Origin of the sequence: Paenirhizobium cremeum (genome assembly GCF_022884085.1) — a bacterium.
GTDB lineage: Bacteria > Pseudomonadota > Alphaproteobacteria > Rhizobiales > Rhizobiaceae > Allorhizobium > Allorhizobium cremeum.
Map to the genome: position 1 here is coordinate 43,332 of NZ_JAGGCS010000014.1, position 26,084 is coordinate 69,415.

The window sequence follows — 26,084 nt, forward strand, 5'->3', positions numbered from 1 at the left end:
ACCGTATGCATCAAGGGTCGGAACAGCGATTCCCGATCACGGCACGACAGACGAGAGGAGATCGCCGCATTGTCGACCGCACCGCAGGCGCTTTTCTCGGAAACCTTGCTGCTTCTGGGCGGCGCGGTGGTTGCCGCACCGCTGTTCCGCAAGCTCGGCCTCGGCACTGTGCTCGGCTATCTGGCGGCCGGCGTCGTCATCGGACCGACACTGCATCTCATCACGGATTCCGAACAGGTTCTCGGCGTCGCCGAACTCGGCGTCGTGTTCCTGCTGTTCGTCATCGGCCTTGAACTGAAACCCTCCCGGCTCTGGCACATGCGCCACGACATCTTCGGGCTCGGCACCGCGCAGGTTCTGCTGACCGGCCTCGTGCTGGCCGCCGCCGCCGTCTATACCGGCCTTGCCGAATGGCGCGGCGCGCTGGTTGCTGGCTTCGGGCTCGCATTGTCCTCAACCGCCTTCGCGCTTCAGATCCTGAACGACCAGGGCGACATGAACAGCCGCTACGGCCAGAGGGCCTTTTCCGTCCTCCTGTTCCAGGATCTGGCGATCGTGCCACTGCTCGCCATGGTCTCCATTCTCGGCAGCAACCAGAGCGAAAGCGGCCAAGCGGCGCTGGCCGATCTCGCCTTCGCCCTCGTCGCGGTCATCGCGATGATTATGGCCGGCCGCTACCTGCTGACGCCGCTTTTCCAGATCATCGCCCGCACCGGCGCTCGGGAGGTGATGATCGCCGCCGCACTTTTCGTCGTCATGGGATCGGCCCTCCTGATGCAGGCGAGCGGCCTCTCCATGGCCATGGGCGCATTCCTGTCCGGGGTAATGCTCGCGGAATCCTCCTATCGCCACGAGCTGGAAGCGGATATCGAGCCGTTTCGCGGTATTCTGCTCGCGCTGTTCTTCATGGCGGTCGGATTGTCGATGGAGCTCGGCGTCATCGTCGAGAACCTTGCCCTGATCGCCATCGCCGTCCCGATGCTTATGGTTCTGAAGGCCGCCGTCCTTTACCTCCTGTGCCGCGCCGCCGGTTCGGACCGCGACGACGCGGTGCGCATCGCGCTGCTTTTGCCGCAGGGCGGTGAATTCGGCTTCGTGCTGTTCACCACGGCCGCCGCGTCCGGCCTGCTCGACGGGGCGAAATCCTCCCTGCTCATTTCCATCGTCACCCTGTCCATGGCGCTGACCCCGCTTGCAACTCTTCTCGCCCGTCGGCTGGTGGGCGGCGAAACGCGGGAAGAGCTGGAGGAGGATTTCGAGGGCGCCGGCGCCGACGTGCTGATGATCGGCTTTTCGCGCTTCGGCCAGATCTCCGCGCAGATCCTGCTGGCAAGCGGCCGGGACGTGACGATCATCGACGATTCGGCCGACCGTATCCGGCAGGCGGCGTCCTTCGGGTTCCGCATCTATTTCGGAGACGGAACGCGGCTCGACGTGCTGCGGGCAGCCGGCATCGAGAAGGCCAAGATTATCGCCGTCTGCACCCAGAAGAAGGAAGTGACCGACAAGATCGTCGATCTCATCCGCTCGGAATATCCCGAGGCTCGCCTCTTCGTGCGCTCCTATGACCGTATCCATAGCCTGTCGCTGCGCGCCCGCGACGTGGAATACGAGCTTCGGGAAACGCTGGAATCCGGCCTTCTCTTCGGCCGCCGCGCCATCGAGGCTTTGGGCGCCAGCGAGGACGAAGCCTACCAGATCGGCGAGGACATCCGCCGCCGCGACGAGGAGCGGCTGAAACTGCAGGCCGCGGAAGGCATCCAGGCCGGGCGGCACATGCTGCTCAACCGCCCGGTTCGCCCGGAACCGCTGGTCAAGCCGAAGCGGGTCACCGCCGATGACTTTGCCACCGAAAGCGGCCTTCCCTCGGCGCAGAGCCCTGCCCCCAGCACCGACTGAGCATCAGCGGCGCAAGAAATTCTCGATCCGCGCGTTCAACTCGCGCTTCAGCACGTCCTTCACGCCTTCCGTCGACTCGATAACCTGGCGGGCCTTGAGGAAATCGAGAACCCGGAAGGCATTGACGTTGGGGCGCAGGAAGATATCCGGCGAACCGAGCTTCAGCTTGAGGGCGATGTTGGACTGCATCATCAGTTGCGAGGCGCCGAACAGGCTGTCGATCCGGTTCGGCGACTGGCTCGCCTCGCCCTCCGGTCCGCCGACCACATCGACCCCGATGACGATGTCGGCCATCCCGTTCAGATGGTCATAGGGCACCGGATTGAAAATACCTCCGTCGATCATCACCCGACCGCCAAGGTGAACCGGCATGAAGAGGGCCGGAAGGGCAGAAGACGCCGCGATCGCATCGAAGAGGCTTCCCTCTTCGCAGACGACCTCATGCTGGCCGTAATAATCGGTCGCGACGATCTTCAGGGGAATGCCGAGATCGGCAAAATCAGCGGGAATGGCATCCGGCAGAAAAGCTTCCAGAATGCGGTGCAAGTTGAACTGGCCGAGCCGGAAACCGCCAAGCGCATCGCGCATGGTCGCCGGGCCGAGGCTCCATAGACGGTTGGCGACGATCGAGCGCTTGCCGATGGTTTCCAGCACGTATTCGCGGATCTCCGCCCCCGTCATGCCGGAAGCCATGCCCGCCCCGATGATGGCGCCCATGGAGGAACCGGCGATGGCGGCAGGCCTCACACCGAGTTCGTCCAGCGCCTCGATCACCGGAATATGGGCGAAACCTCGCGCTCCGCCCGCCCCGAGCGCCAGCCCGACCGTCGGCATTGCGCCGGACCTCCCGTCAATCGTGGGGATGGTCAGGGCGCCTGTGTCGTTCATGGGGAGCAGCTTTCGTCGAACCGAAGATCAGGACGGCCTATACGAGAAGAAGTACATTTTCGTGTCGCCGAAGGTGCGTTCCTCCAGAAAGACGAACGCCGGACCGACAGAAACAGTAACGTCGGCACGCTCTTCCAGAATGGCCAGAGCATCCGGCGCCAGCCAGCCGCCCCTGTGGGCCGCCTCGAAGGCCTTTTCGCCAAGCCCCTGGCCATAGGGCGGATCGGCGAAGAGAAGATCAAACTGCTCGATGTTCGACGCCGGCCCGAGCTGGGTGGCATCCCGGCGCAGGATCTTGGCGCGGCCATGCAGACCGAGCGCATCGATATTCTCCCACAACAGGCTGCGGCCCTCGACGCTGTTTTCGACAAAGAGCGCCGCGCGACAGCCGCGCGACAGCGCCTCAATGCCGACCGCACCGGTGCCGGCGAAAAGGTCGAGCACGCGGGTGCCGTCAAGGGAACCCGGATGGGCATGGGAGAGAATGTTGAACAGGCTCTCGCGCGTCCGGTCGATGGTCGGCCGGATGGCATTGGTCTTCGGAGCGGCCAGGGAACGGCCGCGGAACTCACCGCCGACGACCCGCACCGCCCGTTACCTCTTGCCCCTGGCGGGACCGCGCCCGCCGGAAGGCTTGCCCCCGGAGGGTCTGCCGCCAAAACTCTTGCCGCCGGGACTTTTCCCGCCGGGTCCCTTGCCGCCAGGGCGATCGCCGCGCGGCTTGCCTGAGAAGCCTCCGGGGGCGGCAGCCCTGTCGGCGCTTCTCGCTCCCGCCTTGGCGCCAAAGGGCTTTGCGCCCTTCGGCTTGCCGCCGAACGGGCGGTCGACGGCGGGTCGGCTGTCGGCGCTGCGCGGCTTGTCGCCGAAAGGCCTTTCGCCTCTCGGGCGATCGTCACGGGGGCGATCTTCGCGCGACCTGTCAAAACGGGGACGGTCGCCATAGGCACGGGCGTCGGCACGGGCCGGACGCTCGGAACGTTCACCTCTCGCCGGACGGTCGCCGCCGCGCTTGGCTCCAAAGCCCTCGCCACGGTCCTTCGACGAACGATCCGGCCCCTCGGCGCGAATCCATTCACCCTCTTCATCACGGGCGCGGCTGATCTGCACGCGCGGGCCGGCCTCGCGGCGGGCGAAATCCGAACCGCCCTTCCGGTCCGGGTCGAAGCGGGTCAGCGCCTTGGTCGGCTTGCCATCCTTGTCGCGTCCGTAGCGCTTACTGGCGGGCGCGCCTTCGCGGCGGGCATGCGGCTGCCTTTCGGCGTCTGCGCCTTCCACGGCCTTCTTCTCGGCAACCGGACGGGCACCGGGCGCCATCCAGACATTGGTCGTGCGCGACTTGGCCGCCGGAGGCCGCTTGGGCCGTTCGGCTCCACGGCCCTCGTCACGTTCCGGGCGGTCACCGAAACCGCGCTTGCCGCCATCGCGCCTGCCCTGGGGCTTGCCGCGCGCTTCGTCGCGGCGGGTATCGAGGCGATCGAGCGCCCGCTCGCGACGGTCCTCACGACGTCCCTCACCGCGCGGGCTTTCCTCGCGGGCCCAATCGGACTTCTGCGCCTTCTGCCGGGCGGGCGCCTCGTCTTCGTCCGAAGAACCGTGTTCATAAACCGGCGCGTCGAAATTCGCCTTGGCGTCCTCGATCAGTCGCGGCCCGAGCTGGTCGCGCAGCATGCGGCCGCGAACCTCGACGACCTTGCCTTCCGGCAGGTCACCAAGCTGGAAGGGACCGTAGGAGATGCGGATCAGGCGGTTCACGTCGAGGCCGAGCGCGCCGAGCACGTTCTTGATCTCGCGGTTCTTGCCTTCGCGCAGGCCCATGGTGATCCACTGATTGTGGCCCTGGGTGCGGTCGAGCGTCGCGTCGATCGAACCATAGAGCACGCCGTCGACGGCAATGCCTTCCTTGAGCTTGTCGAGCGCCGCCTGATCGATCTCGCCATGGGCACGTACGCGGTAGCGGCGCAGCCAGCCGGTGGTCGGCAGTTCGAGCACCCGCGCCAGACCGCCATCATTGGTCAGAAGCAGCAGGCCCTCGGTATTGATGTCGAGACGACCGATGGACATCACGCGCGGCAGGTCTTCCGGCAGGTTGTCGAACACCGTCGGACGCCCTTCGGGGTCGGAATTGGTGGTCACCAGTCCGGCCGGCTTGTGATAGAGCCAAAGCCGCGTGCGTTCGATACCGCGGATTGCCTCGCCATCGACCTCGATCCTGTCGGAAAGCGTGGCGTTGACGACCGGGGTGTCGAGCACCTTGCCGTTCAGGCTCACCCGGCCTTCCATAATCATGCGCTCGACATCGCGGCGCGAGGCCACGCCTGCGCGGGCGAGCAGTTTGGAGATGCGTTCCGGCTTCATCGCCTCGTCGGCGGAAGGCTGGGCCGCGCCCTTTGCTGCCTTCTGTTCCGGCTTCCTGTCGGCACCTGCCGATTTGCGAGTGAGCGGTTTACCGCTGCGATCGGAGGGCTTGCCCGCCGGTCGCTTGGACTTGTCTTTGATTGTCATTTGCTGTTTGCCTGTCGTTTGGGCTGTCGTATCAGGTCACGCGGCCTTGGTTAAGAGGAAAGTTGCGCGATGACGAAGACAAACGGCTTCATGGAGGCAGCCCTTCTGGAAGCGCGGGCCGCCGCAGGCCGCGGCGAGGTGCCGATCGGCGCCGTCCTCGTTCATGACGGCGTGATCGTCGCGCGCGCGGGCAACGAGACGCGCGCTCTTCGCGATGTCACGGCCCATGCCGAAATCCTCGCCATCCGGCGCGCGGCGGAAGTAATCGGCGACGAACGGCTGTCCGGCGCCGATCTCTATGTCACGCTGGAACCCTGTACGATGTGCGCCGCGGCGATCTCCTTTGCGCGCATCCGCCGTCTCTATTACGGCGCCGAGGACCCGAAAGGGGGCGGCGTCGACAACGGCGTGCGGTTTTACCGGCAACCGACCTGCCATCATGTTCCAGAAGTCTATTCCGGCATCGGGGAGGCGGAATCGGCGGAGATCCTGCGCGGGTTCTTCCGGGAAAGGCGAGAGGGCGATTGACACCGCGCCTTCGGTTCACAGCTGCGACTCCGCCGGGTCGAGAGACTTCGCGCCGACAGCCTATCTCCGGCGTTTCCGGCGAAAAACCCGGTCGCCTTCAGTGTTCTATCCCTTTGTTTTCATGCCACTGCGGACGTAGAACCGGTTCCCACTCCTGCTGGAAACGCTCCAGTTCCTGACCGTCGAAGACTACGCGGTTCCGCCCGCCGGACTTGGCGCGATAAAGATGCTCGTCGGCCTGCCTGAAAATATCGGCGGGCTCGAAACGGTCGCGCAGGCTTGCAACGCCGATGCTGACGCTGAGGGGAACCGGCTCACCATCGGCCAGAAAATCGGCGGTCGCCACCGCGTGGCGGATACCGTCGGCGATGGCGACTGCCCGCGTGCGCGTCGTGGCCGGCAGAAACATCAGAAATTCCTCGCCACCGATCCGCCCCCACATGTCCTTTTCATCGAGGCTTGCGGCAATCGCATCCGCAATGCGGCGCAAGGCCTCGTCGCCCACGAGATGGCCGAAGCTATCGTTGATCCGCTTGAAGTGATCCGCGTCCGCGATCAAAAGGGCCGCCGGGCCCTCATGGGACGGCGCGATTTCGGCAAGCTCGGCGAAAAGGGCACCCCGGTTGAGGCCACCGGTCAGGGGGTCGCGACGGGCTCTCGCACGAAGGTCCTCGTGGATATGCCTGAGTTCGGCATGCATGTCTTCCAGTTCGACATGCATGCGGGCGATCTCGTCCCGCTGATTGCCGATGACCTCGCTCTGATGAAATTGCCAGGCGCTTGCCGGCCCGGCAATCACCAGAGGGCAGAAAACGCTCATCCAGAAACCCGGGCCATCGGGCTGGCCACCCAGAAGGGGCACGAGCAGAAGGCAGATGGAGACCGAGACCACAACGGAGGCACCGGTCGCAATTGCCGCCTTGATCGTCGTTTTCCTGCTCACCCGAAACATGCCTCACCTTATGCGAGGCGCAGGTTAACGTTACGTGATGCTGTTATCGCAAAAAACACTACACGCCACGACTGGCGCACGGGAAGTATGCTGCAGCGGCAGGATCAGCCGGCCGCGAACGCCTTGAGCTTGTCGCCGGCGAGGCGGTAGCGGATCCATTCCGTCTGGGGCTCCGCGCCGATCGCGTCATAGGCGCGGATAGCAGGCTCGTTCCAGTCGAGAACGCTCCATTCGAAACGGCCGCATCCCTTTTCGACGGCGATCCTCGCCAGATGACGCAGCAGCATCCTGCCGGCACCGAAACGGCGATAGTCCGGCGTGATGTAGAGGTCTTCGAGATAGAGGCCATTCCTGGCCTGCCAGGTGGAATAATTGAAGAACCAGATGGCAGAACCGATCGGCTGGCCGTCCGCCTCGATGATCGCCGCCCCCGTGACCGAATCCGGCCCGAACAGCGATTCCCTCAGACTTTCCTCGGTCGCCTCCACCTCATGGCCGGCTTTTTCATAGACGGCAAGCTCGGTGATGAAACGCAGGATGATGCCCGCGTCATCGGGACCGGCATCGCGAATGGTGAAGTTCATCGGGCAAATCTCCCAACGGCAAGACGTGGAAAGGGCAGGTCGTTTCCGGCCTGCCCCAGGGAATGAAACTGTCTATCCTGACCCAGGATTATTGGAACGGCATCCACCAGGATGAGCTCTGGCTCGCGGCCTTCGCTTCCTTCTTGCGGCGCTTTTCCTTCTTGGATTCCGGTTCGCCGAGATCGTTCAGGGCAGCCTCGTCGGCCTGGCGGTATTCCGTCGGCGGATCGGACAGGTAGCGGCGCTGATCGAGATAGGCGCCCTTCTGCTGCTTGCGGGCTTCGCGGAACGCTTCCCACTTCTGGGTCTCGGTCATCGTGCCGGCGGTGCCATAGCCGGCGAGCAGCGGCGAACGATAGCGCGGATTGTTGGCGTTGGCGTCGGCTTCGGCGACCAGACGGGCGCGCGCCTCTTCCGGCGTTTCCAGCCATTCCGGGTTCGCCTTGCTGGCGAGCGACTGCTGCGGAGCGACCAGCGTGTTCTTGGCGCTCTGCGGCGGCATCACCAGCGCCGGACGGGGATTGTACTTCGTGCCCGCATTCTTGGTGGGGTTGGAACCGATCGAAACCGCCGAACCGACGTCATCGACAAGCTGTTCCATCGCCGTCTTGTCGGTGCCGTAGGTCGGGCTGCCGACGCAACCGGTCAATGCGGAACATGCGAGCAGGAGGCCGGCCATTCCGACACCAACTCTGAACAGATCTGCCGATTTCATGAATGCCTTCGAGCCTCGCCGCTGATGATGCTTGTGCCGATATCCTATCACCCCGCGTGATGGAAAATTTCGGCCATTTTCAGGCACATTTACCGGATGACGGGCGAAAGCGCAAATCATCCGGTAACATTTCGTTAATGGCGCGCAGCCAGTTCGCGCAGCGCGGCCGCGTCGCGGGCGGAAACATCCGGATAGTCCGGATCGGAACCGACATCGGGCGTGATCTTCCACGAGCGGGCGCATTTACGTCCCTCGGCAAGCTTCGGCTCGACCGAAACCTTGCCGACTTCGGTCAGGCGGAAGGCATCAGCCGGACCTTCGTCCGCCACAACCGAGATGGCCGAGGTGATGCAGATCTCGGCGAAATCCTGGCCTTCCAGCGCCTTGAACAGCTCGACATCGCCGACATGGACGACGGGGGCCGCCTCCAGCGATGAGCCGATGCGCTTTTCGCGACGCTCGATTTCGAGAGCGCCGGTGACGACCGTGCGGACCTTGCGGATCTTTTCCCACTTCTCATCCAGAGCCGGGTTGAGCCACTCGGCCGGAACGGCCGGGAACTGCTCCAGATGCACCGAGACGGCCGACGGATTGCGCGACAGCCATGCCTCTTCCATGGTGAAGGGCAGCATGGGCGCGAGCCAGGTGACAAGGCAATCGAACAGCTTGCGGATCACGGCGAGCGCCGAGCGGCGCTTCAGGCTCGACGGCGCATCGCAGTAGAGCGCATCCTTGCGGACATCGAAATAGAAGGCCGAAAGCTCGACGTTGGAGAAGTCGATCAGCGCGCGGGTGATCCTCTTGAAATCGAAGGCGTCGTAGCCTTCGCGCACGACCTTGTCGAGTTCCGCCAGCCGGTGCAGCATCAACCGTTCCAGTTCCGGCATGTCGGCAAGGGCGATCTCCTCGCCGCTGTCGTGGGCCAGCGTGCCGAGCATCCAGCGAACCGTGTTGCGCAGCTTGCGGTAAGCGTCGATGTTGGTCTGGATGATGGTCTTGCCGAGGCGCTGGTCTTCCCAGTAGTCGGTGGTCATGACCCAGAGGCGCAGGATATCCGCGCCCGATTCCTTCATCACATCCTGCGGAACCACGGTGTTGCCGAGAGACTTCGACATCTTGCGGCCCTGCTCGTCCATGGTGAAGCCATGGGTGACGACGGCGTTATAGGGCGCGCGGCCACGGGTGGCGCAGCTTTCGAGCAGCGACGAATGGAACCAGCCGCGATGCTGGTCTGAGCCTTCGAGATAGACATCGGCCGGCCATTTCAGGTCGGGGCGGTCTTCCAGAACGAAGGAATGGGTGGAACCCGAGTCGAACCACACGTCGAGAATGTCGCGGACCTGCGTCCAACCTTCGTTGGCACGGGTGCCGAGGAAGCGCTCGCGGGCGCCTTCGGCGAACCACGCATCGGCGCCTTCGGCCTCGAAGGCTTCGAGAATGCGGGCGTTGACGGCATCGTCCTGCAGCACCTCGCCGTTTTCATCGACGAAGACGGCGATTGGCACACCCCAGGCGCGCTGACGGGACAGAACCCAGTCCGGGCGCGTCTCGATCATGGCGCGCAGGCGGTTCTGGCCGGCAGCCGGCACGAAGCGGGTCTCGTCGATCGCTTTCAACGCGCGGGTGCGCAGCGTCGTCGCATCGCCGAGGTCCTTGTCCATGTAGACGAACCACTGCGGCGTGTTGCGGAAGATGACCGGCTTCTTGGAACGCCAGGAATGCGGATAGGAGTGCTTCAGGCGGCCACGGGCGAAGAGCTTGTCGGCGGCGATCAGCGCCTTGATGACGCGCTCGTTGGCATCGCCCTTCTTGCCGTTGTCATCCATGACGCGGGCGCCCTCGAAGCCGGGGGCATCGGCGGTGTAGAAGCCGGCGTCGTCGACCGGGAACGGGATTTTTGACGAGATACCGCGGGCTTCGAGATCGCGGGCGTGATGCATCCAGGCGTCAAAGTCCTCGCGACCATGGCTCGGCGCGGTGTGCACGAAGCCAGTGCCCGCGTCGTCGGTGACGTGATCGCCATCGAGCAGGGGAACCGGGAAATCGTAGCCGAGATCGGCGAGGGGGTGGGCGCAGGTGATGGCGGCGAGTTCTTCGGGTGCCACGTCCCGCACGAACTTGAAGGTGAGCTTGGCCTTAGCTGCTGCCTCATCGGCAAGACGGGTCGCGAAGATCAGCTTTTCGCCCGGCTGCGGACCGAAATCGTTCTGCGCGCTCTCGACCTCGTAGAGCCCGTAGGGGTAGCGCGACGAAAACGAGATGGCCCGGTTGCCCGGGATCGTCCAAGGCGTGGTCGTCCAGATGACGACGAAGTTACCCTTGAGATCTGCGGCACCCTCTACAACCGGAAACTTCACCCAGATCGTGTCGCTTTCGACGTCGGCATATTCGACTTCGGCTTCCGCCAGTGCAGTGCGCTCGACCACAGACCACATGACGGGCTTGGAGCCGCGATAGAGCTGGCCGCTCTTGGCGATCTTCAGGAGTTCGCCGGCGATGCGGGCTTCGGCGTGGAAATTCATGGTGGTGTAGGGGTTTTCGAAGTCGCCCTCGATGCCGAGGCGCTTGAACTCGTCCGCCTGCACCTTGATCCACTGGCTGGCGAAGTCGCGGCACTCCTTGCGGAATTCGTTGACCGGAACCTCGTCCTTGTTCTTGCCCTTCTCGCGATATTTTTCCTCGATCTTCCATTCGATCGGCAGACCGTGGCAGTCCCAGCCCGGAACGTAGTTGGCGTCGAAGCCGCGCATCTGGAAGGAGCGGGTGATGACGTCCTTCAGGATCTTGTTCAGCGCGTGGCCGATATGGATGTTGCCGTTGGCATAGGGAGGTCCGTCATGCAGGACGAATTTTTCGCGGCCGGCGGCGGAGGCGCGAAGCTTCTTGTAGAGACCCATCTCCTGCCAGCGCTTGACCATTTCCGGCTCCTTCTGCGGCAAGCCGGCGCGCATTGGGAAATCGGTCTGGGGCAGATAGAGGGTGGAGGAATAGTCAACTTTTTCAGCGGTATCGGTCATGATCTTGCCATCGAAGGCGCCCGGAACGGGTCGCGAATAATCTCTTGGAATTCAAGGTGGCGGAAGCGCTCGCGAGGGAAGCGCCAAAAACCCGGACCCTTCGGCTCCCTCAAAGAGCGCGAAAGGCCGGGCCAATAATTCGAAGGGACTTGGTCAGCCGAACCCTGGTCATGGTGGCGGTTCTTTAAGCGGTTTTGCCGTGAAAAGGAAGAGGCGCGCTGTAAGTTTGTGACTGAGGAAAGCCGTGCTCTGCGCCGTGGCCGGCAAAGCTCGTACCCATGCAGGCCGGCAACGCCGGTTCAAAACGCGATCTTTGCATCGAGCGGGCTGATCGGCGCCACGCCGGCGAGAAGCGCCCTCGCCTCCTCCTCGTCCTTGCGGATCTGCTCGACCAGGGGCTCCAGACCGGAAAACTTCAACTCGTCGCGCAGATGGCCGAAGAAGGAGACGCGACAGTGCTCGCCGTAGAGGCTGCCGGAGAAGTCGAACACGAAGGTTTCGAGCAGGGCCGCGCCGTTGTCCGTTACGGTAGGCCGATAGCCGAAGCTCGCGACGCCGTCATGCAGGGAACCGTCCGGACGGCGCAGCCGCACCGCGTAGATACCGGGCTTCAGGCCGGCCTCAGGCGCCAGCGCCATGTTGGCGGTCGGGAAGCCGAGCGTGCGGCCGAGCTGCTGGCCCTTGATGACCTCCGCCTCGACCGTGAAGCGGTATCCCAGCAATCCGGCCGCCTCGGCGACATTCCCCTCCCGCAGCAGGCTGCGGATGCGGCTTGAGGAAACGACCTCCGCGCCTTCGTCGCGGAAGGCATCGACCAGCGTCACGCCGAAACCGTGGCGCTTGCCGGCTTCCATCATGAAGGCCGGACCGCCTTCCCTGCCCTTGCCGAAATGAAAATCGAACCCCGTCACAACCTCCGTTGCGCCGAGCCATTCGACCAGGATGGAGCGGACGAATTCCTCCGCCGAGCGGTTGGAGAAAGCGCGGTCGAAGGGATATTCGATGACCGAATGAAAGCCCATCGCTTCCAGCAGGCTTGCCCTGAGCGGGGCCGGCGTCAGGCGGAAGACCGGCTGGTCCGGCCGGAAGACCGAGCGAGGATGGGGTTCGAAGGTCAGAACCAGCGCCGGAACGCCACGATCCCTCGACAGTTCCAGCGCCCGGTTGAGCACCGTCTGATGGCCGCGATGAACGCCGTCGAAATTGCCGATGGCGATGACACCGCCTTTCAGGCTTTCGGGGAGCGGATTCTTCTTTTCGTTGCGATGAAAGACGGTCATGACGGCGTCCCGGCTCAGGCGAGCCTCTGCATCCAGTATTTCGGATCGGCGTTCTCGCGCTTCAGATAGGCATTCAGGATCGCCTCGTCAGGCTTGCCGTTGACCGTATATTCGGCGGCGTGGATGCCGCCCGAGATATAAAGGAGGTCGAGACCGGCATCGAGAGCGCCGCGAACATCGGTCGGCATGCCGTCGCCGATGGCCAGCACGCGATCCTTCACGGTCTCGCTCCCCCTCTTCTTTCCGGCAGCGGCCATCGCGGCATCGTAGATCGGGCGATACGGCTTTCCGGCAACACGGGTTTCGCCGCCCAGCTGCTCGTAATAGGCAGCAACCGCACCAGCGCAGGGGATCATGCGCGAACCGCGCTCGACGATCAGGTCGGGATTGGCGCAGATCAGCGGCACGCCGCGCTTCTGAAAGGCGACCAGCATGTCGTGGTAGTCCTCCGGCGTTTCGCTCTCGTCATCGAAAAAACCGGTGCAGACGATCGCACCCGCCTCATCTGCGGAAACGACCTCGACACCGAGGCCATCCAGCAGCGGAAGGTCGCGATCGGGTCCGAGGAAGAAAATCTTCTTCGGGCCGGCTGCGATCAGCGTGCGGGTCACATCGCCCGAGCTGACGATACCGTCATAGGCGGTATCGGCGACACCGATCATCCTCAACTGACTGACGACATCAGGAGACGGGCGCGGCGAATTGGTAATCAGCACCACGGTTGCGCCTGCCTTCCGCGCCGCAGTCAGCGCTTCGGAGGCGGACGGAAAGGCATCGACGCCGTTATGCAGCACGCCCCAGACATCGCAGAGGATGACGTCATAACGCTCGCTGACGTCGCTCAAGGTGGAGATGCGCTCGGCCATCGTGAATTCCCGGTTTCAAATCATGTCAGCGGTGACATTGCAAAGGATCGCGAGCAAGGCAAGGGGCTTTGCGGTTTGGCGATGAAATAGCCGACGGCAAGTTATCCGGGGCCGGCCACGCCCTGCACCATCCTCGCCACGGGGCCCGAAACCGTGGCGGGGCGCCTGTCACACATTCTGTCACGGAGCGCTGTTAACGTTGAGGGGTGGAATATTTTCGGCAGGCCGCGCTTGACTCATCTCGAGGCCGCCCTTATCTCATCGCCGCTAGCACTCTCCAATCGGGAGTGCTAACAGTTTCCGTACGGATCCACCGCGATCCGTCAATGTCATTTGATCGAGGGATTAGACAATGGCAAGCACATCTTTCCGCCCCCTGCACGATCGCGTTGTCGTCAAGCGCGTCGAATCTGAAGAAAAGACCAAGGGCGGCATCATCATTCCCGACACCGCCAAGGAAAAGCCGGCTGAAGGCGAAGTCGTCGCTGTCGGTCCGGGCGCCCGTGACGACCACGGCAAGGTTGTCGCTCTCGACGTCAAGGTCGGCGACCGCGTCCTGTTCGGCAAGTGGTCCGGCACCGAAGTCAAGCTCGACGGCGTCGACCTCCTCATCATGAAGGAAGCCGACATCATGGGCATCATCGGCTGATCGGCTGATTGCTCATTCCTAATCCGCAATTCACCAATGGGTTCAAACCCGGGAGTTTGAAAAATGGCAGCTAAAGAAGTAAAATTCGGCCGTACCGCGCGCGAAAAGATGCTGCGCGGCGTCGACATCCTCGCTGACGCAGTGAAGGTCACCCTCGGCCCGAAGGGCCGCAACGTCGTGATCGACAAGTCGTTCGGCGCTCCGCGCATCACCAAGGACGGTGTTTCCGTCGCCAAGGAAATCGAACTGGAAGACAAGTTCGAGAACATGGGCGCCCAGATGGTCCGCGAAGTCGCTTCGAAGACGAACGACATCGCCGGTGACGGCACCACCACCGCAACCGTTCTTGCCCAGTCCATCGTTCGCGAAGGCGCCAAGGCCGTTGCCGCCGGCATGAACCCGATGGACCTGAAGCGCGGTATCGACCTCGCCGTTACGGAAGTCGTCAAGGACCTGCTCGCCAAGGCCAAGAAGATCAACACCTCGGAAGAAGTCGCACAGGTCGGCACGATCTCGGCAAACGGCGAAAAGCAGATCGGTCTCGATATTGCCGAAGCCATGCAGAAGGTCGGCAACGAAGGCGTCATCACCGTCGAGGAAGCCAAGACCGCCGAAACCGAACTCGAAGTCGTCGAAGGCATGCAGTTCGACCGCGGCTATCTCTCGCCCTACTTCGTAACCAACCCGGAAAAGATGGTGGCCGACCTCGAAGACGCCTTCATCCTCCTGCACGAGAAGAAGCTTTCGAACCTCCAGGCCATGCTGCCGGTTCTCGAAGCCGTCGTTCAGACCGGCAAGCCGCTCCTCATCATCGCTGAAGACGTCGAAGGCGAAGCCCTTGCAACGCTCGTCGTCAACAAGCTGCGTGGCGGCCTCAAGATCGCTGCCGTCAAGGCTCCGGGCTTCGGCGACCGCCGCAAGGCCATGCTGGAAGACATCGCCATCCTGACCGGTGGCACCGTCATCTCCGAAGACCTCGGCATCAAGCTCGAAACCGTCACCCTCGACATGCTTGGCCGCGCCAAGAAGGTTTCGATCTCGAAGGAAAACACCACGATCGTCGACGGCGCCGGCCAGAAGTCCGACATCGAAGGCCGCGTTGCCCAGATCAAGGCCCAGATCGAGGAAACCACTTCCGACTACGACCGCGAAAAGCTGCAGGAACGTCTTGCCAAGCTCGCTGGCGGCGTTGCCGTCATCCGCGTCGGCGGTGCGACTGAAATCGAAGTGAAGGAAAAGAAGGACCGTATCGACGACGCGCTGAACGCAACCCGCGCAGCCGTTCAGGAAGGTATCGTCCCGGGCGGCGGCGTGGCTCTGCTGCGCTCGTCGGTCAAGATCACGGTTAAGGGCGTCAATGACGACCAGGAAGCCGGCATCAACATCGTTCGTCGCGCGCTCCAGGCACCGTGCCGCCAGATCGCCGAGAACGCCGGTGACGAAGCCTCCATCGTGGTCGGCAAGATCCTCGAAAAGGATGCCGACAACTTCGGTTACAACGCCCAGACCGGCGAATATGGCGACATGATCGCCATGGGTATCGTCGACCCGGTCAAGGTCGTCCGCACCGCTCTCCAGGACGCAGCTTCGGTTGCCGGCCTGCTGATTACCACTGAAGCCATGATTGCCGAACTGCCGAAGAAGGACGCTCCGGCAATGCCGGGCGGCATGGGCGGCATGGGCGGCATGGACATGATGTGATAGGCGTCAGCCTATCGCAGGAATGGCCATAAAGCTTCGCCCACGCACTTGAAGTGGTTCAGCGCGACAAGCGCGCTGAACGGGCGGCATGGACCTGATGTGATAGGCGCCAGCCTATCGCAGGAATGGCCATAAAGCTTCGCCCCCGCACTTGAAGTGGTTCAGCGCGACAAGCGCGCTGAACGGGCGGCATGGACATGATGTGATAGGCGCCAGCCTATCGCAGGAATGGCCATAAAGCTTCGCCCATGCACTTGAAGTGGTTCAGCGCGACAAGCGCGCTGAACGGGCGGCATGGACATAATGTAAGACCTCCGGGTCCTGCATCTCAATCATCCGGTTCAGTATTCGGAAGGGCGGTCTTCGGGCCGCCCTTTTCGTTTGCGCCAGGCTGCCGGTCACGACAGGTGCAAGGAGCTCGACACCCGCCGTCTTTCCGTTTGCCTCGCGACAACCAGGCCCCTCATGCAACCACACGTCACCTACCGTTCTTCGTTTATTTATTTATACGAATACTCTAATTAAATCTTAGATTTTCTTTTTTCGGCCGGCTGTCGCGGAAAATGACTGTTTCAAGACGGCACAGAAAAGCGACAATAATGCATAAAAAATCGGGTCATCTGGCCAAAACCACGGCGAAGTATGACATCAGGCCGTTTCCAGACCCGAAAAAACATGATATCGAGTCCAATATTCCCTAATTCGATAGGGGTATGCAGCAGGTTTATTTTCGTCTTTATTCAACTACAAGATTTCGCGCGCCGTTCAAAAAAATCCATTGCGAAGAAAACGAAAAATTAATAACCCTTCGCGAGTCAATTGGTGCGTCCACGAGCTCGGCGGGACTGCGTACTACCAGCGGTAACAATTTCGGCTGAGCATTGTCCTTGTATGGGAACGCAGGATGTAACCTATGCGCGAAGCATGTACTTGTATTTCCGTAAAATATAAGTAACAGATAATACTTGATATAGTCTCGAGCGGGGATCCGCCTTCTGAGGGCTGGCTCTGCGCGGGATAAATACAGAAAAGCATGAGCAATACGCCGGCTTTCCGGCATCACAGACAATATTGAGACTAACCCGAGAGCATTTACGCTTCCATCGGCTTTCGACTTGGGGACCGCCTTGTTTAAGATCGCCAGAGCCAATTCTGCCCAGCCCTATTCCCACGCCTTTGCCGAGGCCGAGGAGAATGATACTTTAGTCTTGTCCCAATTCACCGTGTCGGAAGCATGGGAAGGCGATCTGTCGAACGGCGTCATCAAGCTTGGCGCGCGCGCAACCTTGCTGCACGGCCTCGATGGGCCCGAATGCGGTTTACTCAGCATGATGCGCTGCTACGAGGCGCATGACCGCGCCCATATCCTCGAACTGTTCGAGCAGGCGGCTACCTCGTCCTCGCGCTTCTGTTACTCGACGACGATCGTGCATGCGGACGGCCATCGGCAACCGGTATTCTGCATTGGCGAGTCGGCGGGGTTGGAAGAACCGAGCGCGGGCAACATGCTCGGGCTGTTCGTGTTTCCGCGATTCAAGCTGGCGCCGGGGGCGCATCTGCGCAGCTACGGCTGATCCTTCTTAACGGGCACCAAGCCGAAGAAGCGGCCGTCCCGGCCGCTTCCGTTTTTCCGGAAACCGCGTCTCAGGGGCGCGGCGGAATGTTAAGGCCCTTCTGGCTGGCGGGGCGGCTTTCGGCCCGCGTCATCCAATCCATGACCTTGGGATAGTTTTCCAGACCGATCACATCGGCGGCTTCGTAGCCGACCTTCAGGCCGCGCACCCACGGGAAGGTGGCGATGTCGGCTATGGTGTACTCGTCGCCCGCCAGCCACGGACGGGTGGCGAGTTCGCCTTCCAGAACGCCCAGCAGACGGCGGGTCTCGTCACGGTAGCGTTCCGTCGGATAGGGATTGTTGGCGACCTTATCGGCGGCATATTTGTAGAAATGGCCGAACTGGCCGAACATCGGGCCGACGCCGCCCATCTGGAACATCAGCCATTGCAGCGCCGCATAGCGGCCCGCGCCTTCCTTCGGCAGCAGCCTGCCGGTCTTTTCCGCCAGATAGATCAGGATCGCGCCCGATTCGAAGACGCCGATGGGCCTGCCGTCCGGCCCGTTCGGATCGAGGATTGCCGGAATGCGTCCGTTGGGGTTCAGGGAAACGAATTCCGGGGACTTCTGCTCGTTGGTGGAAAACGAAACGAGATGCGCCTCGTAAGGCAGACCGAGTTCCTCCAGCGCGATCGAAACCTTCACGCCATTCGGTGTCGGCAGGGAGTAAAGCTGGATAACGGAGGGGTCCTTGGCAGGCCATTTCTTGGTGATGGGAAAGCTGGAGAGATCAGCCATCGTTTTCTCCTTTGGGGGCGACGAGCGAGGCATCGTTCTCAATTATCGAACGATTAGTCAAGCATCGTCCAACTATGCGGGACAATCGAAAAAGGGCATTAAAAGCGGGAAAGTTTTAACGCCTTGCCGGTCTGCGGAGCCCGGCCTCACGATACATAGGAGCTTCCGATGTCCAATAGCAACAATGCGATCATCCTGATCGCCCGCATCCTTCTTTCCTTCATGTTCATCTATGCCGGCTTCGGCAAGCTGACCGACCCGAGCGGCACCGCCGGCATGATTACCGGCGCTGGCCTGCCGGCCGCCACCGCGCTTGCCTATCTCGCAGGGCTGTTCGAACTGGTCACCGGCCTCGCCGTCCTCGTCGGCTTCCAGACCCGGATCGTCGGCTGGGCGCTCGCCCTCTTCTGCGTGTTCACCGGTCTTGTCTTCCACAGCGGTACCGTCGCCATCGAAGGCTGGCCGGAAGGCGCACTCGGCTGGATCAATGCGCTGAACGGCATCATGCTGATGAAGAATTTCACGCTTGCCGGCGCCTACATCCTGCTCGCCACCTACGGCCCGGGCGCATACTCGCTCGACGCACGCCGCGGCGTTCTCGCTACGGCCTGACAGTTCCCTGCTCCCAAGCAACAGAGAGCCCGGCGGACCGTTCCGCCGGGCTTTTTGTTTTCCGACCAAACAATGAAATCAGATCCCGCGGGCAAGCCAGACGGTGGCGCCTCCGCATTCGGGATCTTCCACCGTATGGGCGAGCACTTCGAAGCCGTTTTCCGCAAGGAGACAACGGTATTCCTCCGGAGAATGGCTCGCGTGATAAAGCGGTTCGCCTTCCAGGTCTCCCATCGCCACCCCCTCCGACGGTCCCGATGTGAACATCAGCACGGTCCCTTCAACAGCATGGGCAGCGAAGCGCGGAAACATGGCGCGCTGCGCATCGGGCGTCAGGTGAAAGAAGCTGTGCCAGGCCAGAATGCCATCGAAGGTTCGGCCAAGCGAGAGTTCACGCATATCGGCCCTCTGCCAATCGCCCGATGGCAGCCGCTCGCGGCAGAGATCAATCAGCGTCGGCGAGGCGTCGATGCCGGTCACCTTCATTCCCCGCGCCAGCAGCGCGGCTGCGATGGGATCACCGGAACCGCAGCCGAGGTCCAGCACGCCGGAGCCTTGCGCCAGTTTCCCGGCGAAACGGTCGATCCAGGCGTGTTCGAACAGACGTTTCGAACGCAGGCGGTCAAAGGCATGCGCGTGACGCTCGTAGAGGCCGACGATCCGGTCCGCCTCGCTCATCGGCGTCTCACAGGGCGGCCTGGACGGCCGCGACGATCTCGGCCACCCGGGCATTGCCCTCGTGTTCCGGCTTGCGCGCACGCACGAGGCAGGCCTCCGAACGCAGGATCACGCCGTCTGAAAGGATCTTCAGGTGGTTGGCGCGCAGCGTCGATCCGGTCGAGGTGATGTCGACGATGATATCCGCCTGCCCGGCAGCCGGGGCGCCTTCCGTGGCGCCAAGGCTTTCGACGATGCGGTAGAGCTGGATGCCGTGGCTTCCGGAGAAGAACTGCTGGGTGAGGCGCCAGTATTTCGTGGCGATCGCCAGACGCCGGCCATGACGGCTGCGGAAATCGGCGGCGACATCGCCGAGGTCGGCCATGGTGTCGACATCGAGCCAGATTTCCGGCACGGCGACGACGACATCGGCGTGGCCGAAGCCGAGACGGGCGGAGATTTCGACGCGCTTGTCGGCCTCCGCCAGCCCTTCCCGGATCAGATCCTCGCCGGTAACGCCAAAATCGACGGTTCCCGCGCCGATCTCACGGGCAATCTCTGAGGCAGAGAGGAAGGCGATCTCGATGTCGTCTACACCTTCGATCCGCCCGCGATAGGAGCGATCGTTGCCGACGGCGACGATCTTCAGCCCGGCGCGTTCGAGGACGGCAGAGGCATCCTCCTTCATCCGGCCCTTGGAGGGCAATCCGATGGTAATCGTCATGAACGTTTTCCTTCCGCCTCGATCCGGTCGAGCCAGAGCGAAAAGCCGACCGCCGGAATGCGGCTTTCGGCACCGAGCAGGGTCAGGAGACGGTCGAAGCGGCCACCGCCGGCAAGCACAGCCGGATGGCCCTTCACCGCGACTTCGAAGACGAGGCCGGTGTAATAGTCGAGAGGGCGACCGAAGGCCGCGCGATAGGTGATGCGGGCAAGATCGAGCCCGGCATTGGCAAGGGCCGCAACCCGCTCGTCGAAGCGGGAGACGGCGGCGCCGAGCTTCAGGCCGGCCGCATCGGCAAAGCCCGCGAGTGCCGAAGTCGCATCCGGCAGCGGCAGTTCCAGGGACAGAAACTCCCGCAGCAGAATGAGAGCCGCGCCGTCAAGCCGCGTTTGCGCCAGTTCCTGCTTTTCCTTAAGGCGTCTTGCGATTTCCACCGGCGAGCGGCTGGCATTTGTGGAATAGCCGGTCGCCTGCATGGTCTCATCGATATGGGCGACCAGTGCCGCATCGTCACCGGAAGCGAGCAGGTCCGCCACCATCGGGTTCAGGCCTTCGACGGGGTTGGGACTGCCGAGCCGCTTTAACAACTGCTCGATCTGATCAGCATTGCCGAAAGCCTGAATGAGGCGCTTCTGCCAGCCCGCCGGGAGGCCGAGCGCCTTGACCACGGCTTCGAATACAGCCTGGTCTCCCAGCGTCACGGCAAGCGTCCGGCCGGGCAGCAGGCGCGCGAGAATGGCGTAGGCATCGCCGATGGCGCGGGCGTCGGCCGCCGCGACACCGGTATCGCCGAGATCCTCGATGCCGGCCTGATAAAATTCGTTGGCTCCGTCGCGGCGCTGGCGGAAGACCTCGCCGAGATAGGCATAACGCTTCGGCGTGCCGGTCGCGGTCTCGATGTGGCGCAGGCAGACCGGAATGGTGAATTCGGGGCGCAGGCACAGGCTCTCGCCGCGCTCGTTCTCCGTCATGAAGATGCGGCGGCGCAGATCCTCGCCCGCCATGTCAAGGAAAGGCTCGGCCGGCTGGATCACGGGCGTATCGACCCGGACGGTGGAGCGCGCCGAAAATTCCTCAAGAATGGCGCCGGCGAAATCCGGCATGTTGATCAGGGGCATGGATAAGCTCTTTCCGCGGAGACGGCATACCCCCTCTGGCCTGCCGGCCATCTCCCCCACAAGGGGGGAGAGGATTCGCCGCGCGCGCTTATACCAATGGCAATGCGAGCGCCCGATAAAGCTTGCCCCGTTTTTTGATGCAGAGAACTGCAGACTGACAAAACGGTACGCATCGGGGACGGCAAACACCGACCTGCCCCCTCCCCCTTGTGGGGAGGGTTGGGGAGGGGAAAGTCCACAAACTCAGACATCGGCCTGCTTTGCCCGACGACGGTCTTCCGCCTGGGCTGCGAGGATTTCGAGTACCTTCGCGACCAGTTCGCCTTCCGGTACCACGACCTGGGCGACGCGGGCCTCGCGCCATTCGGCGTTGTCGGCGATCTCGCCCGAGAGGCGCTTGCCCTCGATCAGGTCCTTGATCTGCACGACGCCCTCGGCGCGCTCGTCGCCGCCCTGAATGATGGCGACGGGCGAACCGCGACGGTCGGCGTATTTCAGCTGGTTGCCGAACTTCTTCCAGTTGCCCTGATACATCTCGGCGCGGATGCCGGCTTGGCGTAGCTGCTGCGTGAAGCGCTGGTAGCGGCCCATGCTCTCGACGTCGCCGTCCATGACGGTCACCAGAACCGGCGCGATCACGTCGGCCTGACCGAGCTTGCCGAGGTTCTTCAAAGCCGTCATCAGGCGCGAGACGCCGATCGAAAAGCCGGTGGCCGGCACCGGCTGGCCCATGAAGCGCGACACGAGACCGTCGTAACGCCCGCCGCCGCCGACCGAGCCGAAGACGACCTTTTCGCCCTTTTCGTTGGTCACGTCGAAGGTGAGCTCGGCTTCGTAAACGGGGCCAGTGTAGTATTCGAGGCCGCGGACGACGGAGGGGTCGATCTTGATGCGATCCGGACCATAGCCCGCGCCCAGAACGAGGCTGCGGATGGTGTTGAGTTCGTCGACGCCCTCGGTGCCCTTTTCGGTGCCCGCGACGAGTTCGGCCAGATGCACGGCGCTCTCGGCGTAATCGGTGATGCCGACGAAGAACAGCACCTTGCGGATCTGCTCGGCATTGAGCCCCGCGCCCTTGGTGAAGTCGCCGGACTCGTCCTTGCGGCCTTCGCCGAGCAGGAGCTTCACACCTTCGGTGCCGAACTTGTCCAGCTTGTCGATGGCGCGCAGAACCGACAGGCGGCGGGCAGCGTTTTCGTCACCGCCAACACCGATCGCTTCCATCACACCGTCGAGAACCTTGCGGTTGTTGACACGGATCACGTAGTCGCCGCGCTTGATGCCGAGGGCTTCCAGCGTGTCAGCCATCATCATGCACATTTCGGCATCGGCCTGAACGCCCGGCGCACCGACCGAGTCCGCGTCGAACTGCATGAACTGGCGGAAGCGGCCCGGGCCGGGCTTTTCGTTGCGGAACACGTAGCCGGCGCGGTAGGTCCGGTAGGGAAGCTGGATCTCGTTGAAATTTTCCGCGACATGGCGGGCCAAAGGCGCGGTCAGATCGTAGCGCAGCGACATCCACTGTTCGTCGTCGTCCTGCAGCGAGAAGACGCCTTCGTTCGGGCGGTCGGCATCCGGCAGGAATTTGCCGAGCGCATCCGTGTATTCGAAAAGCGGAGTTTCCACCGGATCGAAACCATAGCGTTCATAGACTTCGCGGATCTTCGCGGTCATCTCGTTGACGGCGCGGATATCGGCGGCCTCGCGATCCACAAAACCGCGCGGCAGGCGGGCTTTGAGTTTCTGCGGTTTCTTGGACTTGTCGCTCATGGTGGGAACCGGGATTTCTTGTGTTTTCAGGTTGCCGGTGTCTTAGAGGATCAAGGTTTGGGCGGCAAGTATATTGATCGCCTGCCTACGGTCTTCCTGCTTGTCGCGCTTGCGTTTTTTGCCCTTCTGCGGCTAGTTCGGCAGCGAATGAAGCATGCCGAAGGATGCAAGGAGAGCCGATGATCGAAATCGTGGAATTGCCGGAACTCGTCTGCATCGGCTACGAGATCGAGGCAGACTGGCAGGACCTGGCCGTTCTCATGCCCGAGCTATGGCAAAGGCTATTCGCTGCCGATACCGGCGCGACGTCGTTTCTCGAGGTATCGAGCGAACCGGCGGCGGGCCGTTTCCGGGAATTGGTGGGATTTCTTGCGGCAGGATCGACCGAGATACCCGACGGCATGACGAAGCTCGTTCTGCCCGCAGGGCGCTATCTGCGCCTCAACCATGAAGGACCGCTATCGGACATCGCCTCGGGTGTCCGGCGCCTCTACAACCATGCGGCAGCGGCCAGGCTGAAGACGGGCGATCTGAAGATCGACTTCGGCTACACGCCCGGCCTCACCGATACCCGCCACGAACTCCATGTCGCGCTGGAACCGCAGCCGCTTCTGCTCGGCTGAGGCGAGGCCATGGAGACCACCCGGCGATGATCCTCGAAGCCCTGAACTATGCCGCCACTTGGCTGCTGACCACGCCGGCCCATCGCAAGGCGATCCGCTATTCGGTCAATCTGTGGTCGCGGGCGGGACGCTGTGCCGCGGCCTGGCGGGAGCATGAGGAAAACAGCAAGGCGGCCATCGTCGAGGCCATCGGTTCGCTCAACCAACGGCGCACCGCCGTCGTGCTCGGCTCCGGCCTGCTGCGCGACGTGCCGATCCTCGAACTTTCGCGCGCATTCGATGCCGTGGTGCTGGTCGATCTCGTGCATCTCGCCAGCGTCCGCGGCTGGCTGACGCTCAAGGGCCTGAAGAATGTGCGGCTGATCGAGCGCGATCTTTCCGGCTACGACACGCTCAAGGCGGGACAGGAACCCGAACCGCTCGCCTTTCTCAGGCAGGTGCCGTTCCTCGATTTCGTCGTCTCGGCCAATCTCCTGTCGCAGATCGGCACCGGCGCGACGAAGCGGCTGGAACTGGAGCGGCCGGGATCGATGCCGGAGGACACGCTGCCCCGGCTGATCCGGGCCCATCTCGATGGTCTCGCCGGTCTGACCTGCAAGAGCCTTCTCGTCACCGACATTTCCTATGCGGTGATCGACCGGGCCGGCAAACGGCACGAGACCTTCGACCTGCTGCATGGCGTCGACGTGCCCGCGCACCGCGCGGAATGGGAATGGCCGGTGGTGCCCGAGGGCGAGGAAAGCGGGGATTACCGCATCGTGCACAAGGTCATCGCCTGAGGATGGATGTCGTTTCGACAGACGCTGGACAGATCCAGGCAAAGGCCTTGCTTTCGACGAAATCGCCCCTAACTTCGTTTCCATGACGTTGCTGCTTCGCGCCTTTCTGCTGCTTGCCGCGCTGGCTTATGGCGCCATGCCCTTCACCGGCATGGCGATGCCCGTTGCTGCGCCGATGCAGGAGGCTGCGGCAACGGCCACACAGGCAGACGAGCCCGCCCATGTCCTGCATGGAGACATGAAGCACGGCGCAGGCAAGGCCACCCATGCCGAGGCGGCAAGCGCTGACGCCGATTGTCCGCATCCGGGCAAGACCGACCGTTCTTCCCACTGTTCCGCCTGCCTGACGCTGCCCGCCAACCTCTTCATCGCCGACGCCGGTTCGCCGGCGCGTTCCGCCGAAGCTCCTTCCCTTGTCAAGGCTTTCCGTTCGGAGCCATCGATGCCGCTCACGCCCCCTCCCCGCGGCTGAATCCGTTTCTTTCTCGAACCGAAAGCGGCCAAAGGCCGAAACAGAATTCCGTCCGAACGACAAGGAAAACCCCTATGCTTTTCAAGGCATTCCTCACGGCATCCGCCGTTCTTCTCGCAAGCGCCTCTTACGCCCAGGACACCATGTCCCATGACCACATGAACATGAGCGGCGGCATGATGACGAACCAGCCGGAGGGCGACCAGTCGCCTTCCAGCAAGGCCTTTGCGGAGGCGAATGCAAAGATGCATACCGACATGGCGATCGAATACACCGGCGACACCGATGTCGATTTCGTTCGCGGCATGATCCCGCATCACCAGGGTGCAATCGACATGGCGAAGATCGAGCTGCAATACGGCAAGGCCCCGGAAATCCGCAAACTCGCCGAGGAGATCATCAAGGCTCAGGAAGCCGAGATCGCCATGATGAAGGAATGGCTGGCGAAGCACGGCAAGTGACGCTCGTGCAGTGACAAAGGGGGCCCGGGCTAGCGCGCCTGCTCGAGGCTCATCCTTTCCAGCATGGACGCCGCCCGGCTGGGGCGGCGTTCCTTGTGCCGCAGGATGGAAAACTGCCTGACCGGCAGCGAGAAATTCGCGGCCACGAGTTCGCCGCGCGCCAGCCGACCGGCCGCCGCAACGCCGGAGACGACGCCCGCGCAGGGCCCCGCCGCGACGGCTGACAGCACGGCTTCGTTGGACGGCAGGACCAGAACGCTGCGCAGCCGCTCCGGATCGACGCCGAGGCCGCGCAGGGTGTTCTCGAAGACCGAGCGCGTGCCCGATCCCGGTTCGCGCCGGACCCAGCCTGTTTCTTCGACCAGTTGAAGCGCGGCAAGCGGCCGCCCATCCGCGAAGGAATGACCCGGCGCCGTCACGACCAGCAGCGCATCGTCCGCAACCCGGGTCACGGACAGCGCGGGATCATCGACCGATCCCTCGACGAAGCCGATATCAGCCGTGCCGGCATTTACCGCCTGGGCCACCGAACGGGTGTTGCCGATGGTGAATTCCAGCTCGATGCCCGGATATTCCGCATGAAACCGCATAAGCAAGGGTGGCAGCCAATAGCTCGCCACCGTCTGGCTGGCCTGAACCGCGAGCCGGCCGCGCGACAGGCCTCCGAGTTCCGAAAGCATGAGTTCGGCGGAGCGGGCGCGGGCGAGCGTGGCACGGGCCTCGTCGAGAAACAGGCGGCCTTCCATGGTCAGTTCGATGCGCCGCCCGACCCTGTTGAACAGGGCCACACGGTAATAGGCCTCCAGATTGCGGATGGCGGCGCTGACAGCGGACGGCGTGAGACCGATGGCTTCGGCAGCGCGTGTCAGGTGTTCGCGTTCGGCAACGGCGACGAAGATGGAAAGCTGTTCGAAGGTCATTGCATTACGTTCGTT

Annotated in this window: 25 protein-coding genes; 10 read left to right on the forward strand and 15 right to left on the reverse strand. The window is 63.0% G+C overall.

Features of this window, described 5'->3' with window-relative positions; genetic code table 11:
* Positions 1–69: 69 nt before the first annotated feature.
* A complete protein-coding gene (locus J5N58_RS21080; protein WP_244712868.1) occupies positions 70–1,899 on the forward strand; it encodes a monovalent cation:proton antiporter-2 (CPA2) family protein in 1,830 nt (609 codons plus the stop codon).
* A gap of 3 nt (positions 1,900–1,902) precedes the next feature.
* Here the strand turns inward: J5N58_RS21080 and J5N58_RS21085 are convergent, their stop codons facing one another.
* Genes J5N58_RS21085 through J5N58_RS21095 form a run of 3 tightly spaced genes read right to left on the reverse strand, consistent with a single transcriptional unit; the run spans position 1,903 to position 5,289 of the window.
* Complete coding sequence (locus J5N58_RS21085) at positions 1,903–2,787, reverse strand: patatin-like phospholipase family protein (protein WP_244712870.1); 885 nt, start codon at positions 2,785–2,787, stop codon at positions 1,903–1,905.
* A gap of 27 nt (positions 2,788–2,814) precedes the next feature.
* Positions 2,815–3,375, reverse strand: coding sequence for a 16S rRNA (guanine(966)-N(2))-methyltransferase RsmD (gene rsmD, locus J5N58_RS21090; RefSeq protein WP_244712872.1), 561 nt, complete (start codon positions 3,373–3,375; stop codon positions 2,815–2,817).
* A 6-nt stretch (positions 3,376–3,381) separates the two neighbouring features.
* Positions 3,382–5,289: a pseudouridine synthase gene (locus J5N58_RS21095; protein WP_244712874.1), complete on the reverse strand. Its 1,908-nt coding sequence runs from the start codon at positions 5,287–5,289 to the stop codon at positions 3,382–3,384.
* A gap of 69 nt (positions 5,290–5,358) precedes the next feature.
* On the opposite strand from J5N58_RS21095, the gene J5N58_RS21100 reads away from it, so the two are divergent.
* Positions 5,359–5,817, forward strand: a complete 459-nt coding sequence (locus J5N58_RS21100; RefSeq protein ID WP_244712877.1) for a nucleoside deaminase — start codon at positions 5,359–5,361, stop codon at positions 5,815–5,817.
* 97 nt (positions 5,818–5,914) lie between these two features.
* Here the strand turns inward: J5N58_RS21100 and J5N58_RS21105 are convergent, their stop codons facing one another.
* From J5N58_RS21105 to J5N58_RS21130, 6 genes are all read right to left on the reverse strand, one after another.
* A complete protein-coding gene (locus tag J5N58_RS21105) occupies positions 5,915–6,760 on the reverse strand; it encodes a GGDEF domain-containing protein (protein WP_244712879.1) in 846 nt (281 codons plus the stop codon).
* Positions 6,761–6,873: 113 nt separating this feature from the next.
* Entirely contained in the window at positions 6,874–7,353 is a 480-nt protein-coding gene (locus J5N58_RS21110) for a GNAT family N-acetyltransferase (RefSeq protein WP_113442146.1), read from the reverse strand.
* Positions 7,354–7,441: 88 nt separating this feature from the next.
* Positions 7,442–8,068 (reverse strand): hypothetical protein, encoded by a 627-nt coding sequence (locus J5N58_RS21115; RefSeq protein ID WP_112830931.1) that lies wholly within the window; start codon positions 8,066–8,068, stop codon positions 7,442–7,444.
* Positions 8,069–8,202: 134 nt separating this feature from the next.
* The gene (gene ileS / locus J5N58_RS21120; RefSeq protein WP_113442145.1) at positions 8,203–11,085 is read right to left on the reverse strand and encodes an isoleucine--tRNA ligase; all 2,883 of its coding nucleotides are present in this window, start codon (positions 11,083–11,085) and stop codon (positions 8,203–8,205) included.
* A 299-nt stretch (positions 11,086–11,384) separates the two neighbouring features.
* Positions 11,385–12,365 (reverse strand): bifunctional riboflavin kinase/FAD synthetase, encoded by a 981-nt coding sequence (locus J5N58_RS21125; RefSeq protein ID WP_113437379.1) that lies wholly within the window; start codon positions 12,363–12,365, stop codon positions 11,385–11,387.
* 14 nt (positions 12,366–12,379) lie between these two features.
* On the reverse strand, positions 12,380–13,231 hold the full coding sequence (locus J5N58_RS21130; RefSeq protein WP_112830928.1) for a TIGR01459 family HAD-type hydrolase: 852 nt from the start codon (positions 13,229–13,231) through the stop codon (positions 12,380–12,382).
* 352 nt (positions 13,232–13,583) lie between these two features.
* Between J5N58_RS21130 and groES the strand changes: the two genes are divergently transcribed.
* From groES to J5N58_RS21145, 3 genes are all read left to right on the forward strand, one after another.
* On the forward strand, positions 13,584–13,880 hold the full coding sequence (gene groES / locus J5N58_RS21135) for a co-chaperone GroES (RefSeq protein WP_112830927.1): 297 nt from the start codon (positions 13,584–13,586) through the stop codon (positions 13,878–13,880).
* A 63-nt stretch (positions 13,881–13,943) separates the two neighbouring features.
* Positions 13,944–15,581, forward strand: coding sequence for a chaperonin GroEL (gene groL, locus J5N58_RS21140; RefSeq protein ID WP_113425925.1), 1,638 nt, complete (start codon positions 13,944–13,946; stop codon positions 15,579–15,581).
* Between the two features lie 1,127 nt (positions 15,582–16,708).
* Positions 16,709–17,155 carry a hypothetical protein gene (locus tag J5N58_RS21145; protein ID WP_244712881.1) on the forward strand — a complete coding sequence of 149 codons (447 nt, stop codon included), beginning with the start codon at positions 16,709–16,711 and terminating at the stop codon, positions 17,153–17,155.
* Positions 17,156–17,225: 70 nt separating this feature from the next.
* Here J5N58_RS21145 and J5N58_RS21150 read toward each other — a convergent pair whose 3' ends face one another.
* Complete coding sequence (locus J5N58_RS21150) at positions 17,226–17,933, reverse strand: glutathione binding-like protein (RefSeq protein WP_112828301.1); 708 nt, start codon at positions 17,931–17,933, stop codon at positions 17,226–17,228.
* Positions 17,934–18,101: 168 nt separating this feature from the next.
* Here J5N58_RS21150 and J5N58_RS21155 point away from each other — a divergent pair, with 168 nt between their 5' ends.
* On the forward strand, positions 18,102–18,545 hold the full coding sequence (locus tag J5N58_RS21155) for a DoxX family protein (protein ID WP_112828302.1): 444 nt from the start codon (positions 18,102–18,104) through the stop codon (positions 18,543–18,545).
* A 78-nt stretch (positions 18,546–18,623) separates the two neighbouring features.
* Here J5N58_RS21155 and J5N58_RS21160 read toward each other — a convergent pair whose 3' ends face one another.
* The 4 genes from J5N58_RS21160 to hisS all read right to left on the reverse strand — a co-directional run bounded on the left by J5N58_RS21160 (position 18,624) and on the right by hisS (position 22,814).
* Positions 18,624–19,223, reverse strand: coding sequence for a class I SAM-dependent DNA methyltransferase (locus J5N58_RS21160; protein WP_244712883.1), 600 nt, complete (start codon positions 19,221–19,223; stop codon positions 18,624–18,626).
* Between the two features lie 7 nt (positions 19,224–19,230).
* Positions 19,231–19,926: an ATP phosphoribosyltransferase gene (hisG, locus tag J5N58_RS21165; RefSeq protein ID WP_113339445.1), complete on the reverse strand. Its 696-nt coding sequence runs from the start codon at positions 19,924–19,926 to the stop codon at positions 19,231–19,233.
* Complete coding sequence (locus J5N58_RS21170; protein WP_113442144.1) at positions 19,923–21,044, reverse strand: ATP phosphoribosyltransferase regulatory subunit; 1,122 nt, start codon at positions 21,042–21,044, stop codon at positions 19,923–19,925. The genes hisG and J5N58_RS21170 overlap by 4 nt, the downstream gene beginning before the upstream one ends.
* A 243-nt stretch (positions 21,045–21,287) precedes the next feature.
* Positions 21,288–22,814, reverse strand: a complete 1,527-nt coding sequence (gene hisS, locus J5N58_RS21175) for a histidine--tRNA ligase (RefSeq protein WP_113442143.1) — start codon at positions 22,812–22,814, stop codon at positions 21,288–21,290.
* Positions 22,815–22,993: 179 nt separating this feature from the next.
* Here hisS and J5N58_RS21180 point away from each other — a divergent pair, with 179 nt between their 5' ends.
* The 4 genes from J5N58_RS21180 to copM all read left to right on the forward strand — a co-directional run bounded on the left by J5N58_RS21180 (position 22,994) and on the right by copM (position 25,149).
* A complete protein-coding gene (locus J5N58_RS21180; RefSeq protein WP_113442142.1) occupies positions 22,994–23,437 on the forward strand; it encodes a GyrI-like domain-containing protein in 444 nt (147 codons plus the stop codon).
* Positions 23,438–23,463: 26 nt separating this feature from the next.
* Positions 23,464–24,216, forward strand: a complete 753-nt coding sequence (locus tag J5N58_RS21185) for a hypothetical protein (protein WP_244712885.1) — start codon at positions 23,464–23,466, stop codon at positions 24,214–24,216.
* A gap of 82 nt (positions 24,217–24,298) precedes the next feature.
* Positions 24,299–24,688: a hypothetical protein gene (locus J5N58_RS21190; protein WP_112828309.1), complete on the forward strand. Its 390-nt coding sequence runs from the start codon at positions 24,299–24,301 to the stop codon at positions 24,686–24,688.
* A gap of 74 nt (positions 24,689–24,762) precedes the next feature.
* Positions 24,763–25,149: a CopM family metallochaperone gene (copM, locus tag J5N58_RS21195; protein WP_112828310.1), complete on the forward strand. Its 387-nt coding sequence runs from the start codon at positions 24,763–24,765 to the stop codon at positions 25,147–25,149.
* Positions 25,150–25,178: 29 nt separating this feature from the next.
* On the opposite strand, the gene J5N58_RS21200 is transcribed toward copM, so the two are convergent.
* Positions 25,179–26,069, reverse strand: a complete 891-nt coding sequence (locus J5N58_RS21200) for a LysR family transcriptional regulator (RefSeq protein ID WP_112828311.1) — start codon at positions 26,067–26,069, stop codon at positions 25,179–25,181.
* Between the last annotated feature and the right edge of the window lie 15 nt (positions 26,070–26,084).